Raw genomic sequence first — 18912 nt, 5'->3', positions numbered from 1 at the left:
CGTGCACAAAATGAGTAGAGCAATCGGAATGATTGAGTTTAAAACCACACCAGCTGGTATCACTGCAGCAGATGCCATGGTTAAGACATCTGAAGTAGAGATCGTGGAGGCGCAGACAGTATGTCCGGGAAAATATATTGCAATTATCACCGGAGACTTAAGCGCGGTCAAAGCTGCTGTAGACACAGCTGTAACAACATACGAGGACAAATGCATTGACAGTTTTGTACTGGGTAATCCGCATGAGTCCATTTTCCCGGCAATCTACGGAACCACACAGGTTGAGGAGATCAGTGCCCTGGGAATCCTGGAGACCTACGATGCAGCATCTATCATCGAGGCAGCAGATCAGGCTGCAAAGACAGCAATCGTTGATCTGATCGAGCTTCGTATCGCAAAAGGTATGTGCGGTAAATCTTACATGCTTCTTACAGGCGAGGTTTCTGCAGTAGAGGCTTCCATTGAGAGAGCAAAAGAGCTGGTAGCTGAAAAAGGAATGTACATGGATTCCTCAGTAATCGCTCATCCGGACAAGAGAATGATCGATACGATCCTTTAATATTGTCTATGATAACGGGATATCCTTTTTGAAGGATATCCCGAATGACATCCGAAAAGGAGGCATTTTATGCTAGCGTTGGAAAGAAGAAATCTGATTCTCGAAAAATTACAGGCAGAGAAAAGGGTTGTTGTAAGTGAACTAAGCCAGCTTTACAGTGTCTCAGAAGAAACCATCCGCCGCGATCTGGACAAGCTGGAAAAAGAAGGACTTGCCACAAAGAGTTATGGCGGTGCGGTGATCAATGAAGATGTCGGTATCGATTTACCATTTAACATTCGTAAAAACCAGAATGTACAGGGAAAGCAGAAGATGGCGGAGATCGCTGCTTCCATGGTGAATGACGGAGACCATATTTTTTTGGATGCCAGTACAACTGCAGTTTTTGTGGCCAAGGCACTGAAAGAAAAAGAGCGTCTTACCGTTGTTACCAATTCCATGGAAATCCTCCTGGAACTCTCCGATGTATCCGGCTGGAATATCATTTCCACCGGCGGAGTGATGAAGGAGGGATATCTTGCATTCCTGGGTGCCAGAACCGAGGAAGTGATCCGCTCTTATTATGTGGACAAGGTTATTTTTTCCTGTAAGGCATTAAATGAGGATCTGGGAATCATGGAATCCAAAGAAGCCTTTGGAACAACAAAAAAAGCCATGATCAACTCCGGAAAAATGCGTATTCTGGTGGTAGACAGCACGAAATTTGATCAGACTGCTTTTTCCGTGGCAGGACAGCTGCGGGATATCGAGACGGTGATCACAGACAAAAAACCGTCTGAAAAGTGGCTGAATCATTTCAGCGAGCACAAGATCAAATGCATCTACCCGGAGTAAGCTGAACATATATCGGAAACGATTGTGTTCATGAGCATGCAGTGTATGCGGAATGCGGAGATCCGCTTTACTTTATCCGGCCACAGGCAGACAAAAGAGACCTGTGTTCCGGTATGACGAGAGGGAGCAGTTTCTATGAATACATTTGAAATGAAAACAGCCATCCACTTTGGAGCTGATGCCCTGGGAAGACTGAAAGAAATTCCATACAAAAGAGTCCTTGTTGTCACAGATCCGTTTGTTGTAAAAAGCGGAATGATCGATATGATCACAAAACCGCTTCAGGCAGGTGGAAAAGAATTTGATATTTTCTGTGATGTTGTTCCGGATGCTCCGGTTGGAAAAATTGCCGAAGGAGTCAAAAAATTCCTTCAGTATCAGCCGGAAGCGATCGTTGCAGTAGGCGGTGGCTCTGCCATCGACTCCTCCAAGGCAATCCGTGAGTTTGCCCTGAAGATCAACAATTACGGAAAGGTTGGACTGGTTGCCATTCCTACAACAAGTGGTACAGGTTCCGAGGTTACTTCTTTTGCAGTTGTAAATGATACAGAGGCACATGTGAAATATCCGCTGATCTCAGACAGCCTGACAGCTGATGAGGCGATCCTGGATGCTGAACTTGTACGCAGTGTTCCACCTGCGATCACAGCAGATACAGGTATGGATGTTCTGACTCATGCCATTGAGTCTTATGTCAGCATCAATCACAATGAGTTTACTTCTGCACTGGCAGAGAAATCCATTGAGATCTGTGGTGTATATCTTTATCGTGCATATGTTGATGGTAATGATATGCATGCAAGACAGAAAATGCATGTAGCATCCTGTCTGGCAGGACTTTCCTTTAATGCCGCGGGACTTGGTATCACACACAGTATGGCTCATCAGCTGGGTGCTATTTTCCATATTCCTCACGGAAGAGCTAATGCGATGTTACTGCCGCATATTGTTGAATATAATGCAAATATTAACAAACGCAGCAGAAGCCAGAAAGAATATCTTCCGGCAGTAAAGAGATATTCCAACATTGCACATCTTCTTGGACTGAGCAATTATAACGAAGTTATGAGTGTCAGATCTCTTGTAAACTGGATCCAGTTTATGCAGAAAGAGATGAATATCCCACTTACCATCGAAGAGATGAAGACGATCACACCGGATGCTTATTTTGCGGCGGTTGATAAGATGGCGGATATGGCACTTGCGGATGCCTGCACGGCAGCGAATCCGCGTGTACCGAAGAAAGAGGATATTGTAAAAATCTACACGAAATTGTGGTCTTTTTAAAAAAGACAGAAATAGATAGCAAAGGGTCCGAAGCCCCGGACCCTCTGCACACCCTTCGGGCTTTTTTTAGAGTGCTTGACTGTGGCGGGCGGAAGGTTATTGACTTATGCCTGTATGCTGCGGTTGTTCCGGGTTGAACGTTGTGCCGATGGGGCGCCGTGGGCGCCTTGGATGTGTGACGTTGTTGGCGGGGGCTGGCGCGTTTGTGAACGCCGCGCCTGGGTTGCCGGGATGATCGTGGTGTGGAATGCGTAGAAGGTCGAGGATTGTAAAATTGGTCTGATATGGATGGAATTATTTATCAGGTGTTACTGGGAGGTTGAGCTGTGATGGAGGTTTATACCGGGTATGGTGATAAGGGAATGACGGATCTTTCCCATACGAAGAATGTTTCCAAGTCGGATGACCGTATCTGTCTGATGGGGTCTATTGAGGAGCTGGTGAGTCATATTGGGCTTGTCAGGGCTCTGATTGGTGACGGAGATGTTGTCCGGATGCTGGAGAAGATTTCGGAGACTTTGAAGAAAATTACAGATGGGGTTTCTGATCCTTATAACAGAGAGTTCAAGGTCAGTGAAGACCGGACGGAGCTTCTGGAGGAAGAGATTGGCCGGATGAGGAAGATCTTTTCAGGAGAAAGACTTCCGATTTTGCCGGGTGATTCCAGAGTTGCGGCTGAGATTGATGTGACAAGAGCTGTGGCCAGGAGGGCTGAGAGAGAGCTTGCCCTGGTCAGCGTGAAGTTCGGATCAGATACCGGAGCCAAGAAATATATGAACCGGCTGTCAGATTATTTTTATGTGCTGGCAAGGTATGTGGATGTAGCGAAGATCGGAGAGAAGAAAGAAGCTGCAGGAACTGTTGAAAATAATGCGAATGTTGCAGCAGGTACAGCAGAACCACAGACAGAGCAGATACAGCAGAATACATTGATGCAGGCTCAGAATACACAGGAAAATGTGTCTGCGGTGACAACAGCAGGAGGAAATACAGCGATGGCACAGAATGACAGTATGGCAGCAAACACAGCGATGATCCAGGAAGTGCTGAAGCGTATGGGGATCCAGGGGCGTATCACACTGGATTCTGCCAAGCGTCTGATCGAGAAGATTGAGCAGGAAGCCCTGAGAAGAAACAAGCCTTCTGTAATTGCAGTATGCAGCCCGGACGGAAATCCGGTTGCGGTTCATGTGATGGACGGCTCTTTTCTTGTAAGTTTTGATATGGCTGTAAAAAAGGCCTATACATCCGTTGCAGTAAAGATGTCAACCATGGAGCTTTCCAGACTGACACAGCCGGGCCAGACTTTCTATGGCCTTGGCAAGATGAGCGACAATATCGTAATATTCGGAGGTGGTGTACCGCTGAAAGTCGGTGATACCATTATCGGCGGCCTTGGCATCAGTGGTGGTACCGGCGAAGAGGATAACAGCCTTGCTGAGTATGGATTGCAGGTGCTGAATGAGGTACTGTAGGATACAGGATAAAAATAAAATGTACAGACAGCTCAAAGAGCATAAATAAAAGGGACGTGCTGCAGTGATGATTTTTAAATCAATACTGCAGCACGTCCCTTTTTGAACGTTTTACAGAAGGATAGCTTACTTCCAGTTAAGCTTCAGGCATTTGATGGAAATATCACTTTTTTCCGGTGCCTGGACCATGTTCTGGATAAAATAGGTCTTTGTCATAGTTTTTCCGGGCTTCAGGTTCAGTGTCAGAGTTTTTGTCCAGTACATCTGGTCATAGATACCGGAACCTGTGGTGATCTGTATTTTTGCTTTTGTGATGGTTTTTGCAGAAGTATTGGTGAATTTTAAGGTATAATAAGTCTTCATGTCATTAGGGCCGTACTTGATGCCGGCAACACTGATCTTCAGATTTTTGGCGGTAGGTTTGGCACCCGGCGCGGATACGGTAATGGTGATCTTGCGATTAACACCATTTAATTTTGCGGTAACTGTGGCTGTCCCTTTTTTCTTTGGGACAAGATAGTTTCCGGAAATGGCAAGCACAGAAGGCTTGCTGGATTTTGCATTTTTGATGGTCAGATTGGTACCGCCCTTCAGGTTGATGAGGGAACGCATGCTGACCTTGGTGCCAACCTTGAGTGTAGTCTTGGAAGCGCGGAAGGTTGCTACGGTTTTTGAAGGAGAGGTTACTTTTCCGGTCAGCTTACAGGCTGCGGCCTTTGGATAGGATAAAGTGATCTTTGCGGATCCGGCTTTCATGCCCTTCAGGGTAACTGTGAAACGGCTGCGTTTTTTTGAATCCTGAGTGATGCTCTGCACCTTGAGAACAGAGCTGTTGGAAGAAGTAACCTTGAATTTTGATTTGCTGATGGTTTTTACGTAAGGATCAGAAATCTCAATTCCGATTGAAGTAGTTTTTCCGGTTCGGATACTCTGGGTCAGATAATTGTTGTTGGTGATAAAAATTTCCGGTACTGCCTGTTTGATGGTAACTTCATAGTCGCAGTCTACAGGCACCGGACATTCTTTATTGCCGAAATCGAATTCCAGGTAGCCATCCTCCAGGTTGTCATCGTAGGTGAAAAAAGTCTCTTTGTATGCCAGTGGTGTATAATTTGAAGTGTTCAGCTTAACTACATTGATCCCATCAATAGAAAATGTGGTGCTTTTGGGTATGACTCCTTTGGGAGAATAAAAGCTTATACGGACTGTCACGGCATAGATCCGTTTTTGGCAGTTTGCATTTTTGATGTTGATCGGGAAATTAATGTCTGAAAACTCATCTTCGATCACACCATCGGTATCACGGATCGTGGAAGTGGTTCCTTTGGTCACTACACGGACTTTGGCGTGGGCATCCTGTGGAAGCAGGAGCAGGATAACTGAAAAAAGAAGCAGGAAAAAAATTGCCTCGATGGTTTTTATTTTTCTTTTACACATAATAACTCCTCCTTTTTTGAGCATTCCGGCTGTCACTGATCAGAAGAACCGGATACTATATGAATTCATGGTTCAATGTAATGGGACAGTATAAACAGACTTTTTCATTTATATCATTATAACAGGTAAATACACAGAGGTTACTTTGTGATTTTTTACGATCAATTGGCAATTACCCGGAAAATATGTTAAAATTAAATATTCGGAAAACAGCAGCAATTTGGCTATATACAAGCAGCGAATGCGGATGATTTGTCCGCGTGATTAAAGAAAGGATCATGTCGATTTATGACGAAACAGGAACTTTTAAAGACCCACTTCGGGTATGATACTTTCAGAGAAGGGCAGGAAGCAGTGATCGATGCGCTTCTTGCAGGAAAAGATGTCTTGGCCGTGATGCCTACAGGAGCGGGAAAATCCATCTGCTATCAGGTACCGGCACTGATGATGAAAGGGATTACACTGGTAATTTCGCCTCTGATTTCGCTTATGAAAGATCAGGTGCGGAGTCTGAACCAGGCGGGAATCTCAGCGGCTTATCTCAACAGTTCCCTGACACAGGGACAGTATTTTACCGCTTTGCGCTATGCAAAAGCAGGACGTTACCCAATTATCTATGTGGCACCGGAACGGCTTACCACAGAGGCGTTTCTGGATTTTGCGCTGAGTGCGGATATATTCATGATTGCGGTGGATGAGGCACACTGTGTATCTCAGTGGGGACAGGATTTCCGCCCCAGCTATCTGAAAATTGCGGAGTTTGTGGCGCAGCTACCAAAGCGTCCGGTGATCGGCGCGTTTACAGCTACGGCGACGAAAGAAGTAAGAGAAGACATTGCGAGACTTCTGAACCTACGTGACCCTTTTTGCACCACGACAGGATTCGACAGGGAAAATCTGTATTTTGCGGTAAAAACCCCGAAAGATAAATACAAGGAAGTACACGACTACATACTGGAACATCCCGATGACAGTGGAATTATCTACTGTCTTACCAGAAAACTGGTGGAAGAAGTCTGCGGAAAACTGATTCAGGACGGAATCACTGCCACCAGATATCATGCCGGGCTCTCCGATGAGGAGCGACGGAACAACCAGGATGATTTTATCTATGACCGCTGCCATGTGATGGTAGCGACGAATGCTTTTGGTATGGGAATTGACAAATCGGATGTGCGATATGTCATTCATTATAATATGCCAAAGAACATGGAGGGCTATTATCAGGAGGCAGGACGCGCGGGCCGTGACGGAGATCCGGCGGAGTGTATCCTGCTCTACAGTGGAAAGGATGTTGTGACCAACCAGTACCTGATCGAGCGTGGTCAGGATAATCAGGAGATGGATATGGAAACCTGGCGCCTTGTCCGGGATCGGGATCAGGAACGGCTGAAGCAGATGACGTTTTACTGTTTTACCCATGACTGTCTGCGGGAATATATCCTGAAATATTTTGGCGAATATGGAAAAAGTTACTGTGGAAACTGTCTGAACTGCCAGACAGAATTCGAAGAACAGGATGTGACAGAGGAAGCACAGGCTATGATACAATGCGTGAAAGAAAGCGGACAGAGGTATGGAGTCAATGTGATTCTGGATACGCTGCGGGGAGCATCCACAGCCAAGATCCGGCAGTATCACATGGAGGAAAATTCTTTTTATAGTGTCTGTGCAAAAACGCCGGTGTACAGGCTGCGGCAGATTTTTAATTATCTGGTGCTGGAAGAATATCTTTCTCTGACAGACGACGGATATACGATTGTAAAACTGACTTCCACATCCCGGGATCTTCTGGAAAAGGGAAGCATGTTAACTATGAAGATGCCTAAGGCGCAGGAGCTGCAGAAGAAGGAAAAGAAAGTCAGACGACGGAAATCCAGTACAGCTGGTGAGCTTAAGGAGCAGGACGAGCCGCTGTTTCAGAAACTGCGTGCGCTTCGGACGGAGATTGCCAGAGAAGAAAAAATCCCTCCGTACATGGTCTTTTCCGACAAAACTCTTATCCATATGTGTATTCTGAAACCGGAAAATGAGGCGGAAATGTTAGATGTGACAGGAGTCGGCAGGCATAAGTTCGAAAAATACGGAAAAAGGTTTATTGATGCGGTGCAGAATCTGTAAGAAAGAGGATTTTGCCGTCGGAAAATGCAGAGCGAAATGTTCTGAAATTTCTTGCATTTCAAAGAGGCATTTGTTAGAATAAAACAAGCAGGAAACATCCGGCAGCCAGGAAGCGGCCGGATTGTTTTATCATGTATGATCATTCTGCTGCATGTTCCAGATGCAGCGTACAGGCATTTCGCAAGCAGAGTTCTATGCACCGTGGAATCCCTTCAATATTTGAGCAAGTAGCAAGTGCGGATTGCGAATATCCACTTGACGAGAATTGATTAAGACAGAATTTCACACAATCTGCGTCGGCTTTTTCATGCAGAAAACCTGCTCCTGCCGGCTTTTTTCCCATACAGAAGAGAAGCATGTATTCTTATCACATGGACATAGCCCGAAGGACAGTCGGGAAGCAGTTCGAAGCAGCCGGTCCGCTGTTTGTACATAGTTGGTTCTTAATAAAAAAGCAGGGTATTCGTAAATATGCGAAATCCTGCTTTTTGTCGTGGGTGGAGTTAACGGCGCTTATATTTTCCAGGAGTAACTCCTTTATATTTTTTGAAGGTGCGGATAAAATAGCTCAGGTCATTGAAACCGTTTCGGTAGGCGATTTCCGTGATGGAATCGTCCGTGGTTGCCAGCTGGCAGCAGGCCTGTTCAATCCGCTGGCGGTTCAGGTAATCCATGGGAGTCTGATGAGTCATCTCGGAAAAGAACCGGCAGAAATATTTCGGGGACATGGAAACTGAAGCGGAAAGTTCCTGCAAAGTAATAGGATTGGTGTAGTTTTTTTCAATAAATTCCACCACCTGTTTCAGCTGTACAATCCGTTTGTAATCCCGGCGTGTTTTCCTCAGACTTTCCAGGTAGTAATGATTACCAAAAACCAATCCGAAAAAGTGGTAAAATTGTCCAAACACAACCAGTTCGTATCCAGGTTTCTTCTGCCAGAAAGAATCAAAAAGAGAGTTTACGGCGCGTTGGATATCCGGCTGTTTTTCGGTAAAATGATGATAGATCAGAAGTTCCTGATGGCTGATTTTCTGCATATATTCCGTGCAGACAGAATTGAATTTCAAAAACATGTTCATGTCAAAAACAATGCACTGATAGATACAATCCTGAGGAATTCCGGAATGCAGCACGCCGCTGTTGACAAAAATTACATCTCCGGCTTTTGCTGTGAAACTTTTTTCGTCTAAAGTGACGGTGAGAGTGCCCTGAAGTACCCGCATGATTTCACACTCCACATGCCAGTGGTAGGACATGACATAACGGGGATGCGTACTGTCAATATGATGAAACTCAAAAGGAAATTCATAGGTACCACGAAGCCGGTCTTCGTTTCTTCCAAGATCGTGCAAAATAAAACCCTTCTTTCATAAATTTTATAGATTTTTTAGGAACTGGAATAAAAAAGTGAATATTGTACTGCTTTTTGCTATTATAACACAAGTAATTTACAAGATGCAATCGTATAATAAAATCATCGATCAGATATATATTGTCTGAACACAACCCACAGCCGCAGGGCAGGAAGAGATGCTTTGTGGAAAGAAACAAGTTTATTAAATAACGAATATATACATGTAGGAGGTAATTGTTACTATGGCAAAGAGCAGATTAGTAGGCAGCTATCCAGTTATCGGTATCAGACCAACCATCGATGGACGTAGAGGAGCTCTCGATGTAAGAGGATCTCTGGAAGACCAGACCATGAACATGGCGAAATCCGCAGCAAAACTTTTCGAGGAGAACCTGAAATATTCAAACGGTGAGCCTGTAAAAGTTGTTATCGCTGATACAACCATCGGACGTGTTGGTGAGAGCGCTGCATGTGCTGATAAATTCCGTAAAGAGGGTGTAGATATCACTCTTACTGTTACACCATGCTGGTGCTACGGAGCTGAGACAATGGATATGGATCCACAGACAATCAAGGCTGTATGGGGATTCAACGGAACAGAGAGACCTGGTGCTGTATATCTGGCATCCGTTCTTGCTACACATGCACAGAAGGGCCTTCCGGCATTCGGTATCTACGGACATGACGTTCAGGAAGCTGACGACACATCCATTCCGGAAGACGTTAAAGAGAAACTGTTAAGATTCGGCCGTGCAGCAGTTGCAGCTGCATCCATGAGAGGTAAATCCTACCTGCAGATCGGTTCTGTAACAATGGGTATCGGCGGATCTATCATCGATTCTGATTTCATCGAGTCCTATCTCGGAATGAGAGTTGAGTCTGTTGATGAGGTAGAGATCATCCGTCGTATGACCGAGGGTATCTACGATCACGAAGAGTTTGAGAAAGCTCTCAAATGGGCAAAAGAGACCTGCAAGATCGGCTGGGACAAGAACCCGGAAGAGCTTCAGTTCTCACCAGAGAAGAAAGAGGAGCAGTTCGAGTTTGTTGTTAAGATGGCAGTTATCATCAAAGAGCTGATGAACGGCTGTGATAATCTTGCTCCGGAATTCTCCGAGGAAGCAATCGGACACAATGCTCTTGCAGCTGGATTCCAGGGCCAGAGACAGTGGACAGACTTCTATCCGAACGGTGACTTCGCAGAGGCTATGCTGAACACATCCTTCGACTGGAATGGCGCTCGTGAGCCGTACATCCTTGCTACAGAGAACGATGTTCTCAACGGACTTGGAATGCTGTTCATGAAACTTCTTACAGGACGTGCTCAGATCTTCGCTGATGTTCGTACATACTGGAGCCCGGAGGCAGTTAAGAAAGCTACAGGATATGACCTTGAGGGTGTTGCCAAAGAAGCTGGTGGATTCCTTCATCTGATCAACTCCGGTGCTGCTTGCCTGGATGCTAACGGACAGGCTAAAGAGGCTGACGGAACACCAGTTATGAAACAGTGGTGGGATGTTACAGAGGCAGACCAGAAAGCGATCATGGACAATACAGAGTGGTGTATGGCCGACAACGGATACTTCCGTGGAGGCGGATACTCCAGCCGTTATGAAACACGTGCTCAGATGCCTGCAACTATGATCCGTCTGAACCTTGTAAAAGGACTTGGACCGGTTCTTCAGATCGCAGAGGGATGGACAGTAGCCCTTCCGGAAGAAGTATCTGACAAGCTCTGGAAACGTACAGACTACACATGGCCATGTACATGGTTCGCTCCAAGATGCGATGGCAAAGAGGGACCGTTCAAGACAGCTTACGATGTAATGAACAACTGGGGTGCTAACCACGGTGCGATCTCCTACGGACACATCGGTGCAGACCTTATCACAATGTGCTCTATGCTGAGAATTCCGGTATCCATGCACAACGTTCCTGAGAAGGATATCTATCGTCCGGCAGCTTGGAACGCATTCGGTATGGAAAAAGAGGGTGCAGACTTCCGCGCTTGCAAGAACTACGGACCACTCTACAAATAAATCATATTGTTAAGATAACGGAATATCAAATCCTCCGGCATGCATGTGCCGGAGGATTTTTTTGTGCCATAGTATATGGATAGTTGGGAAATATACTGTTCGGATCTACGGAAAAAAGTTATAATAGAAAAAGATATATATGAATACGGGAGGTTACGTAGATGAAATATATACAGCTGAACAATACAGATCTGAACATCAGTCCTATCTGCCTCGGAACAGCAGGATTTGGAGATAAATCAGACCTGGAAAAAAGCTTTGAGATTCTGAATGCCTTTGTATGGGCAGGCGGAAATTTTATTGATACGGCAAATGTCTATTGCAAATGGCTAAAAGGACATGGAAACTGCAGTGAGCAGATCATAGGAAAATGGCTGAAAGAGAGTGGCATGCAGGGAAAAGTTATCGTGGCAACGAAGGGCGCGCACTATTCCTTTGAGGATCCGGGTCGCAGCAGAGTGAACAAAGAAGATATCCGCATGGACCTGGATGAGAGCTGCCGCACACTGGGAAAAGATGAGATGGATTTTTACTGGCTTCACAGAGATGATCCGAAGAAACCGGCGGAGGAAATCGTGGATATTCTGGAAGAATTGAAAAAAGAAGGCAGGATCCGTTATTATGGATTTTCCAATTACCGCACAGAGAGGCTGAAAGAAATTGCTCAGTGTCTGAGAGAACGAAATCTTTCAGGGATCACAGCAGTATCCAATCAGTGGAGTCTTGCAGGAATCAATCCCGGAGGAAATACAAATCCGGATCCTACACTTGTGGAGTTTTCCAGAGAAGAATATCAGTGGCACTGTGAGACAGGCGCTGCTGCCGTTCCGTTTTCTTCCACTGCAATGGGATTTTTTTCAAAACTTCAGAAAATGGGGCTTTCCTGTACAGATGCAGAGGTGGATGCATCCTGGATGCGGGAGAAGGAAACACAGATCACAGGTCTTTCAGAAAGTATGAAAAGATCCTACTGGAACGAGACAAACCTTCGCACCTATCAGAAGCTGTTAAAATTGCAGAAAGAAACCGGACACAGCCTGCAGGCCTTATCTCTGGCGTACTTTTTCCATCAGCCTTTCCAGACGGTGCCGGTAACCGGTGTCAGCAATCTTACACAGTTAAAAGATGCAATTGATGCCTGTGAAATTGATCTTGCGCCGGAACGTTTCGGAGGCTGGGTAAGCGCAGGAGGTGATCGATGAAACTGATTCATTTATCCGATCTTCACCTTGGAAAAAGAGTTAATGAATTTTCCATGATTGAAGATCAGAAATATATTCTGGACGAAATCCTGAGGATCATTGATGAAGAAGCACCGGATGGAATCCTTCTCGCCGGTGATCTTTATGACAGATCGGTTCCTTCGGCGGAGGCAGTGCAGCTTTTTGACCGGTTTCTTACCAGGCTTGCAAAGCGGAAGCTCCCGGTGTATGCCATCAGCGGAAATCATGACAGTGCGGAAAGGATCGCTTTCGGTTCACAGATCATGAGCAGCAGCGGGATCTGTATGTCCCCGGTATACGATGGAAAAACAGAAAAGTACTGTTTAACGGACAGCTATGGAGAAGTTTGGATCCATCTGCTTCCATTTGTGCGTCCGGCAACTGTGAGGCACGGACTGGAAGGAGAAGAAGAGGTGGATGAGATCCGTACCTACCAGGAGGCAGTGCAGGCGGCAGTTGCACATATGGAGATTGATAAACGTTATCGCAATGTATTGATCGCCCATCAGTTTGTGGTCGGTGCCATGCGCTGTGATTCTGAAGAGATCTCCGTTGGAGGTATCGACCAGGTGGAGGCAGATGTGTTCCGGGATTTTGACTATGTGGCACTTGGACATATCCACAGTCCTCAGAATGTGGGAAGCGAGCACATCCGCTACTGCGGAACTCCTTTGAAATATTCTTTTTCCGAGGCAGGACAGCAGAAATCCGTGACAGTTGTGGAGCTTCTGGAAAAAGGAAATCTCAGGATCAGGGCGATTCCGCTGAAGCCTCTTCGGGATATGCGAAAACTGAAAGGCACATACATGGAGATCACATCACTGTCCAGTTATCAGGACACAAACACAGAGGATTATGTGCAAATCACGCTGACAGATGAAGAAGATATCGTAGATGGAATGCAGAAGCTCCGTACTGTTTATCCGAATCTGATGAGGCTGGAATATGATAACCGACGCACAAGAGAAAACCAGGAGATCGCAGGTGCAGAAACGGTGAAAAGGAAATCCGAGCTGGAATATTTTGAGGAATTTTTTGAACTGCAGAATAACCAGCCCATGAATGAAGAACAGCGGAAATATTCCGAAGATCTGATCCGTAAGATCCAGGAGGTGAAACAATGAGACCGGAAAAACTGACCATCAGTGCCTTTGGGCCCTATGCAGACAAAACAGAGATTGATTTTTCAAAGCTTGGAGAGGGCGGTCTCTACCTGATCACCGGTGACACCGGAGCGGGAAAAACTACGATCTTTGATGCGATCACCTTTGCGTTATATGGAAGAGCCAGTGGAGAGGTAAGGGAATCCGCCATGTTCCGGAGTAAGTATGCAAAAGATTCCACGGAGACTTTTGTGGAGCTTGTTTTTTCCTATCAGGGGAAAACCTATCACGTGCGCCGGAGTCCGGAATATATGGCTCCGAAAAAAAGAGGCACCGGACAGACTCTTAGGAAAGCTGAGGCACAGCTGATCTATCCGGATGACCGGCAGCCGGTGACAAAGGCAAAAGATGTTACTGTGGCAGTGGAACAGCTTCTGGGACTGAGTTACGATCAGTTCACACAGATCGCAATGATCGCCCAGGGGGATTTTCAGAAGCTGCTGCTGGCAGGAACTCTGCAGCGAGGGGAGATATTCCGGCAGATTTTTCATACGGGCCTTTACCAGCAGCTCCAGATAAAGCTCCGGGATGCGGCTATTTCTAGATATAAAGAATATGATGAGATGCGCCGGAGTATCGCCCAGTATCTGGATGGTGTGAAGTTCCAGCCGGATGCAGGGATGGAAGAAGAGGAATTTTCAAGGCTTAAAAAAGCGAAATTCGAAGGAAAGCTGGAACGGAGTCTTGAGCTTCTGAAACTGTTTATTGACAGAGGAGAACTCCGGGAAAAGGAACTTCAGAAACAGGAAAAGGAATTGGAAGAGAAACTCCGGACAATGGAAACCATGCTGAATTTTTCTGCACAGAAACGAAGCCTGGAAGAGAAACGAGCGCTTGCTCTGGAGCAGCTTGAAAAGATTCTTTCGGAACTTGCGAAGGCGTCAGAAGAGGCAGAAAAATATAAAGATGCAGATAAGAGATGTGAGGAACTTGGCCTTCTGATCCGGGAAAAACAGGAAAAGCTGAAGAAATATCAGGATCTGGAGCAACTGCAAGAAGAACGAAGAGAAATTGAAAGACAGCTGGGAAATTGTCAGACGCAAAAGGAAAAGATCATCCGGCAGGAAGAACAGCAGCAGAAAGAAATGGAGCAGCTGAAAACGGAACGGGAGCAGCTGGGAAATTCTGAGCTTGACCTGCAGAAAGCGCTCACAGAGAAAGAAAAACAGACGCGGAGAAAGAGAGAACTGAATGGACTTATTGCTGAGATCCGGAGATTCAGAGGCCTTTATGATGAAACCAAAGAGCAGCAGAAAAAATATCAGTCTGCCTACAGAGATGCACAGCAGCAGAGGGAATATTATCAGCAGATATTCCACATTTTTCTGGATGCACAGGCAGGTCTTCTGGCCCGGGAGCTTAAGGATGAAATGCCCTGCCCTGTGTGCGGTTCCCTGAGCCATCCACATCCCAGAATGCTTTCAGAAGAACAGACAGTTGACCAGAAAACACTGGATAACGAGAAAAGCAGGCTGGATAAAATGGAGAAGGATTCTGTAGATCAAAGCCTGAAAGCCGGAAGCTTAAAGGAACAGAGCAATGCATCCTGGAGGCAGATTGTAGCCAGTGCAGAAAAACTTCTGGAAGAGTTTCAAGAATTCCATAAGAAAAATAAAAACGGGAACGGACAGGCAGAGGATTTTCTGACTGTGTGGAAACAGCTGACTTCCATGGTAAACAGAGCGCAGGAACAGTGTGAGGATCTTCTGGCGGAAAGTGAGAAAGAGATCAGGAAAGCCCAGGAAAATACAAAAAGAAAGAAAACAGTGGAAAATGCCATGGAGCGTCTTGAAAAAGAAAAAGAGGAGCTGCAGGAAAAAAAGAATTTCTTTGACAGAGAGCAGGCCGGCCTGAGTATGAAAGCATCCGAGAATCAGAAACAGCAGCAAAATGCGGCAGAGGAGATCCGACAGATCCGTCTGGAAACGGAAAAAGATAAGTCCTGTAAAGCGGACAGTACGAAATCGGAAGCCTTGAAAGCAGGAAAAGAAGATCTGGAAAAAGAAATCGGGGAAAAGCAGCAGGAATACGGGGAACTGAAGGAAAACAGCAAAAAAGTGAAAGAAACGCTGCAGAGATTTCAGTCAGAAAAAGAAAGGATAGCTTCCTCTATAGAGACTTTTGAAGCGCAGAAAAAAGAGATCGGAGAGATTCCGGAAGAGGAGATCAGAGAACAGCATGCACAGACTACTGCGAGGAAAGCAGATCTCACAGAAAAAAGAAAAGAGCTTTTTTCCGTTCAGAGTGGAAACCAGGATATTTTTCAGAAAGTGCAAAAGGGCCGGGAGGAAATGACAATAGCGGAAAAAGAATATGCATGGATCAGGAATCTTTCGGATACAGCCAATGGAAAACTGAACGGAAAGGCAAAGATCGAGCTGGAAACCTATATCCAGATGGCATATTTTGACCGGATCCTGCGAAGAGCCAATCTCCGTCTTATGACCATGAGCAGCGGCCAGTACGAACTGAAACGCCAGGAACAAAGCAAAAATCAGAAAGAAAAAGCAGGTCTTGATCTGAATGTCATTGATCACTATAACGGAACGGAACGAAGCGTAAAGACATTGTCCGGTGGGGAATCCTTCCAGGCATCGTTATCCCTAGCGCTGGGACTTTCCGATGAGATCCAGGCCTCAGCCGGGGGAATCCGGCTGGATTCCATGTTTGTGGATGAAGGATTCGGTTCTCTGGATGAGGAGTCTCTGGAGCAGGCATTAAAAGCGCTGAACAGCCTTGCAGATGGCAGACGCCTGGTAGGGATTATTTCCCATGTTTCCGAGCTGAAGGAACGAATTGACAATAAGATCATCGTTACCAAGCAATGTGGCGGAGAAGGTGTGGGAAGCAGTATAAAAATTCAATGAAAACGACAGGAGATTTTTCGGTAATCATTAGGAGTCATACCGGTCTGCTGTTTGAAAATACGGCTGAAGTAGCGAAAATTGGGATATCCTACCATGTGGGATATCTCATTTACGTGATAGGAAGAAGTTTTTAACAGTTCTTTGGCTTTCTGTATCCGAAGATCTGTGAGCAGGTCTGTAAAATTTTTCCCAGTTGTCTGTTTGATCAGACGACTGATATATGGAGTACTACGGTTAAACTCATCTGCAATGCTGTACAGGCTTAATGGTTTTTCATAGTTTGCGCGGATATATTCGATCAGCTGGCTGGTAAGATAATTGTTTTTGGTGATTTTATCCGCATTCAGAAAACCGGAGATCTGCTGTAACCAGTTTTGAAAAATTTCTGCTTTTTTTTCGGAGGAAGCAGCAGAGGCAAACAGATCTTTTTGTGTCCGAGTGGCAGAACATACAGAATCGGACAGTTCCTGAGAAGATGACTGGAAGAAGGAAAGAAAAAGAGTCATAAAGCTGTACATGAAACTGTCAAATTCATCCGTGGATTCACCAGAAAAAAGCGTGGTAATCTCTGAAAAACGCTTCTGAAGCGCAGAATTGTCACCAGCAGATAAGGCATTTAAAAATACCTGAAAATAGTTGGATTTTTCATACATTCCCATAACAGGGCTGGATTCCAGATCACGGTAAAGCATTACAAAATGTTCAGAATTTTTTAGCGTATTAAAAATTTCCACAGTCTGGCTTCGAAGTAGTGGAATGTCCGACAGGGTTTCGGAACAGTTGCTTACAGCTGCCGACATGAGAACTCCATTCTTTTTCAGTTCACTGTGTATAAAGCTTATGATCTTTGTAAGCTGGATTTCATCGATATTCGGACAAAGAGAATACAGGGCATTACCATAGGAAAAAATAAGCGCATCCGGAATATGTTCCTGAAGGTAATGTTCCGCTATATGAGTGAAATAATATTCTTTTTCCAGACTTTTTCCTTCATCTGTAATACATTTACAGTACAGAAGATAATAGCTTTTTATATGATTCAGACGAAGCATGGCCACCTCTTCTCCGAAAGAAGATATGAATTTCCTGACTGCGTTAAAAAATTCCGCAGTGATTACACTGGGAGCTATGTTAGGTGGAGTGTTTATTTCTTTTGCGGGAGCATTTGGAATTTCACATCTCAGAGGAAGAATCTCTCAGAATTTATATCTGTATTTTGTATTTGGACAGATCGTTCCATTTCATGCAGTTATGATTCCAATTTCTGTGCATTTGGTATTTTGACTTTTACCGGATTTTTGAAGAATGTACCTCGGGAACTGGAGGAGGCAGCAGCTATTGATGGCTGCGGAGTGTTCAGAATTATGACGCAGATTGTATTTCCTCTAGTAAAACCTGCGACAGTGACTATAGGGGTGTTGTTTTTTATGTGGTCCTGGAATGATTTCCTTCTTCCGAGCATTCTAATCGGAGACAGTGAACTGAGACCGTTAACGGTAAACCTGTTTATGTTCAGAAGTGCAACCAGCACACAGTGGAATCTTTTTATTGCGGGACTTACTCTATGTATCATTCCGACGATTGTGCTTTATATCTGTGCACAGAAATATATCACTAGCGGCCTGACTATGGGTGCAGTAAAATAAGGAGAAAAAAGAATGCAGTTGTCAAGAATCATTCCTTTAGAAAAGGATTTATGGGCAATCAATGAGATTGATAAGACTGTGATGTATGTGATAAATGGAACGGAGAAAGTGCTGCTTCTTGATACAGGGTTCGGTCTTACTAGTTTAAAAGATACTATCAGCCAGCTGTGTGGCCACAAACCGTTGATTGTTGTAAATACCCATGCCCATGTAGATCATAATTCAGGAAATAATCAGTTTGAAGAAGTATATGTGGGACGGTACGATGAACCTTTTTCCCATCAGGAGGTAGATGAAAAACTTCGGAAAATGTCGGAAATCATGTTTTTTGAAATTCCGGAAAAAGAAGGTTTTTTGTTTGAAAAATGGAAGCCCGGGCCGGCGGAAAAAATCTGTACAGTCAGGGAAGAGGATATATTTGACCTTGGGGATAAAAAGCTCAGCGTCGTGGAAATTCCAAGTCATACACTGGGCTCGATTGCACACTGTTTGAGGAACAGAAAGGCTGGCTGTTTACCGGTGATACCATGCTTAAATGGGGCGTATGGGGACAGTTAAGTGCAGGAGACTCCCTGGCGCCTTCTGCATCTTTACGTGTATATTACGAAAGTCTTCTGAAATTAAAAAAACTCGGAAAAAAAGTAACACATGTTTTTCCAGCACATGTATGTGAAACAGAAGAAGACTGCTATGAAAAGTATGCGTTTTCTCAGAAAATTATAAATATATATTGTAATGGAATCAGAAAAATACTTTCTGGAGAGCTGACCGGAGAACCTTATTATCATATGGCCGGAGATGGAAGCAGTGTGGAATTTGAAATCGGTGGCATAGTTTATGACAGAAAAAGAATGAATTAAGAAAACAGTAACAGATGTCTGTTTATATTTTCCCTTAAAAAATCCCT

At 44.9% G+C, this 18912-nt stretch carries 15 protein-coding genes; 12 read left to right on the top strand and 3 right to left on the bottom strand.

Annotation, left to right across the window (positions count from 1 at the left end):
- Positions 1 to 10 precede the first annotated feature (10 nt).
- The 4 genes from KQI39_RS04470 (at position 11) to KQI39_RS04455 (ending at position 4155) form a co-directional block, all read left to right on the top strand.
- Positions 11 to 559 carry a BMC domain-containing protein gene (locus KQI39_RS04470; protein WP_015525948.1) on the top strand — a complete coding sequence of 183 codons (549 nt, stop codon included), beginning with the start codon at positions 11 to 13 and terminating at the stop codon, positions 557 to 559.
- 69 nt (positions 560 to 628) lie between these two features.
- Positions 629 to 1393 (top strand): DeoR/GlpR family DNA-binding transcription regulator, encoded by a 765-nt coding sequence (locus KQI39_RS04465; RefSeq protein WP_216416874.1) that lies wholly within the window; start codon positions 629 to 631, stop codon positions 1391 to 1393.
- Between the two features lie 135 nt (positions 1394 to 1528).
- Complete coding sequence (locus KQI39_RS04460) at positions 1529 to 2680, top strand: 1-propanol dehydrogenase PduQ (RefSeq protein WP_216416871.1); 1152 nt, start codon at positions 1529 to 1531, stop codon at positions 2678 to 2680.
- 329 nt (positions 2681 to 3009) lie between these two features.
- A complete protein-coding gene (locus KQI39_RS04455; RefSeq protein WP_216417033.1) occupies positions 3010 to 4155 on the top strand; it encodes a cob(I)yrinic acid a,c-diamide adenosyltransferase in 1146 nt (381 codons plus the stop codon).
- Between the two features lie 126 nt (positions 4156 to 4281).
- On the opposite strand, the gene KQI39_RS04450 is transcribed toward KQI39_RS04455, so the two are convergent.
- Entirely contained in the window at positions 4282 to 5592 is a 1311-nt protein-coding gene (locus KQI39_RS04450; protein ID WP_216416869.1) for a hypothetical protein, read from the bottom strand.
- 288 nt (positions 5593 to 5880) lie between these two features.
- Here KQI39_RS04450 and recQ point away from each other — a divergent pair, with 288 nt between their 5' ends.
- Positions 5881 to 7713, top strand: a complete 1833-nt coding sequence (recQ, locus tag KQI39_RS04445; RefSeq protein ID WP_148448400.1) for a DNA helicase RecQ — start codon at positions 5881 to 5883, stop codon at positions 7711 to 7713.
- Between the two features lie 503 nt (positions 7714 to 8216).
- On the opposite strand, the gene KQI39_RS04440 is transcribed toward recQ, so the two are convergent.
- Positions 8217 to 9065, bottom strand: a complete 849-nt coding sequence (locus KQI39_RS04440) for an AraC family transcriptional regulator (protein ID WP_148448398.1) — start codon at positions 9063 to 9065, stop codon at positions 8217 to 8219.
- A 244-nt stretch (positions 9066 to 9309) separates the two neighbouring features.
- On the opposite strand from KQI39_RS04440, the gene KQI39_RS04435 reads away from it, so the two are divergent.
- From KQI39_RS04435 to KQI39_RS04420, 4 genes are all read left to right on the top strand, one after another.
- Positions 9310 to 11106, top strand: coding sequence for an L-fucose isomerase (locus KQI39_RS04435; RefSeq protein ID WP_015525941.1), 1797 nt, complete (start codon positions 9310 to 9312; stop codon positions 11104 to 11106).
- A 161-nt stretch (positions 11107 to 11267) separates the two neighbouring features.
- A complete protein-coding gene (locus tag KQI39_RS04430) occupies positions 11268 to 12308 on the top strand; it encodes an aldo/keto reductase (RefSeq protein ID WP_216416867.1) in 1041 nt (346 codons plus the stop codon).
- Positions 12305 to 13453 carry an exonuclease SbcCD subunit D gene (locus KQI39_RS04425; RefSeq protein ID WP_216416865.1) on the top strand — a complete coding sequence of 383 codons (1149 nt, stop codon included), beginning with the start codon at positions 12305 to 12307 and terminating at the stop codon, positions 13451 to 13453. Before KQI39_RS04430 ends, KQI39_RS04425 begins: the two co-directional genes overlap by 4 nt.
- Positions 13450 to 16359: an AAA family ATPase gene (locus tag KQI39_RS04420; RefSeq protein WP_216416862.1), complete on the top strand. Its 2910-nt coding sequence runs from the start codon at positions 13450 to 13452 to the stop codon at positions 16357 to 16359. Before KQI39_RS04425 ends, KQI39_RS04420 begins: the two co-directional genes overlap by 4 nt.
- Here the strand turns inward: KQI39_RS04420 and KQI39_RS04415 are convergent.
- Positions 16353 to 17411: a helix-turn-helix domain-containing protein gene (locus KQI39_RS04415; protein WP_216416860.1), complete on the bottom strand. Its 1059-nt coding sequence runs from the start codon at positions 17409 to 17411 to the stop codon at positions 16353 to 16355. The genes KQI39_RS04420 and KQI39_RS04415 overlap by 7 nt on opposite strands.
- Between KQI39_RS04415 and KQI39_RS04410 the strand changes: the two genes are divergently transcribed.
- Genes KQI39_RS04410 through KQI39_RS04400 form a run of 3 tightly spaced genes read left to right on the top strand, consistent with a single transcriptional unit; the run spans position 17301 to position 18865 of the window.
- Positions 17301 to 18005, top strand: a complete 705-nt coding sequence (locus KQI39_RS04410) for a carbohydrate ABC transporter permease (protein ID WP_330653944.1) — start codon at positions 17301 to 17303, stop codon at positions 18003 to 18005. The two genes, KQI39_RS04415 and KQI39_RS04410, sit on opposite strands and share 111 nt — an antisense overlap.
- A gap of 12 nt (positions 18006 to 18017) precedes the next feature.
- Entirely contained in the window at positions 18018 to 18563 is a 546-nt protein-coding gene (locus KQI39_RS04405; RefSeq protein ID WP_216416858.1) for an MBL fold metallo-hydrolase, read from the top strand.
- Positions 18533 to 18865, top strand: a complete 333-nt coding sequence (locus KQI39_RS04400; protein WP_216416856.1) for a hypothetical protein — start codon at positions 18533 to 18535, stop codon at positions 18863 to 18865. The genes KQI39_RS04405 and KQI39_RS04400 overlap by 31 nt, the downstream gene beginning before the upstream one ends.
- Positions 18866 to 18912 lie beyond the last annotated feature (47 nt).

It is taken from the genome of Blautia sp. MSJ-36 (assembly GCF_018917985.1).
Taxonomy (GTDB): domain Bacteria; phylum Bacillota; class Clostridia; order Lachnospirales; family Lachnospiraceae; genus Blautia_A.
The sequence above is the reverse complement of the archived record's forward strand: the minus strand, read 5'-3'. Positions and strand labels throughout refer to the sequence as shown.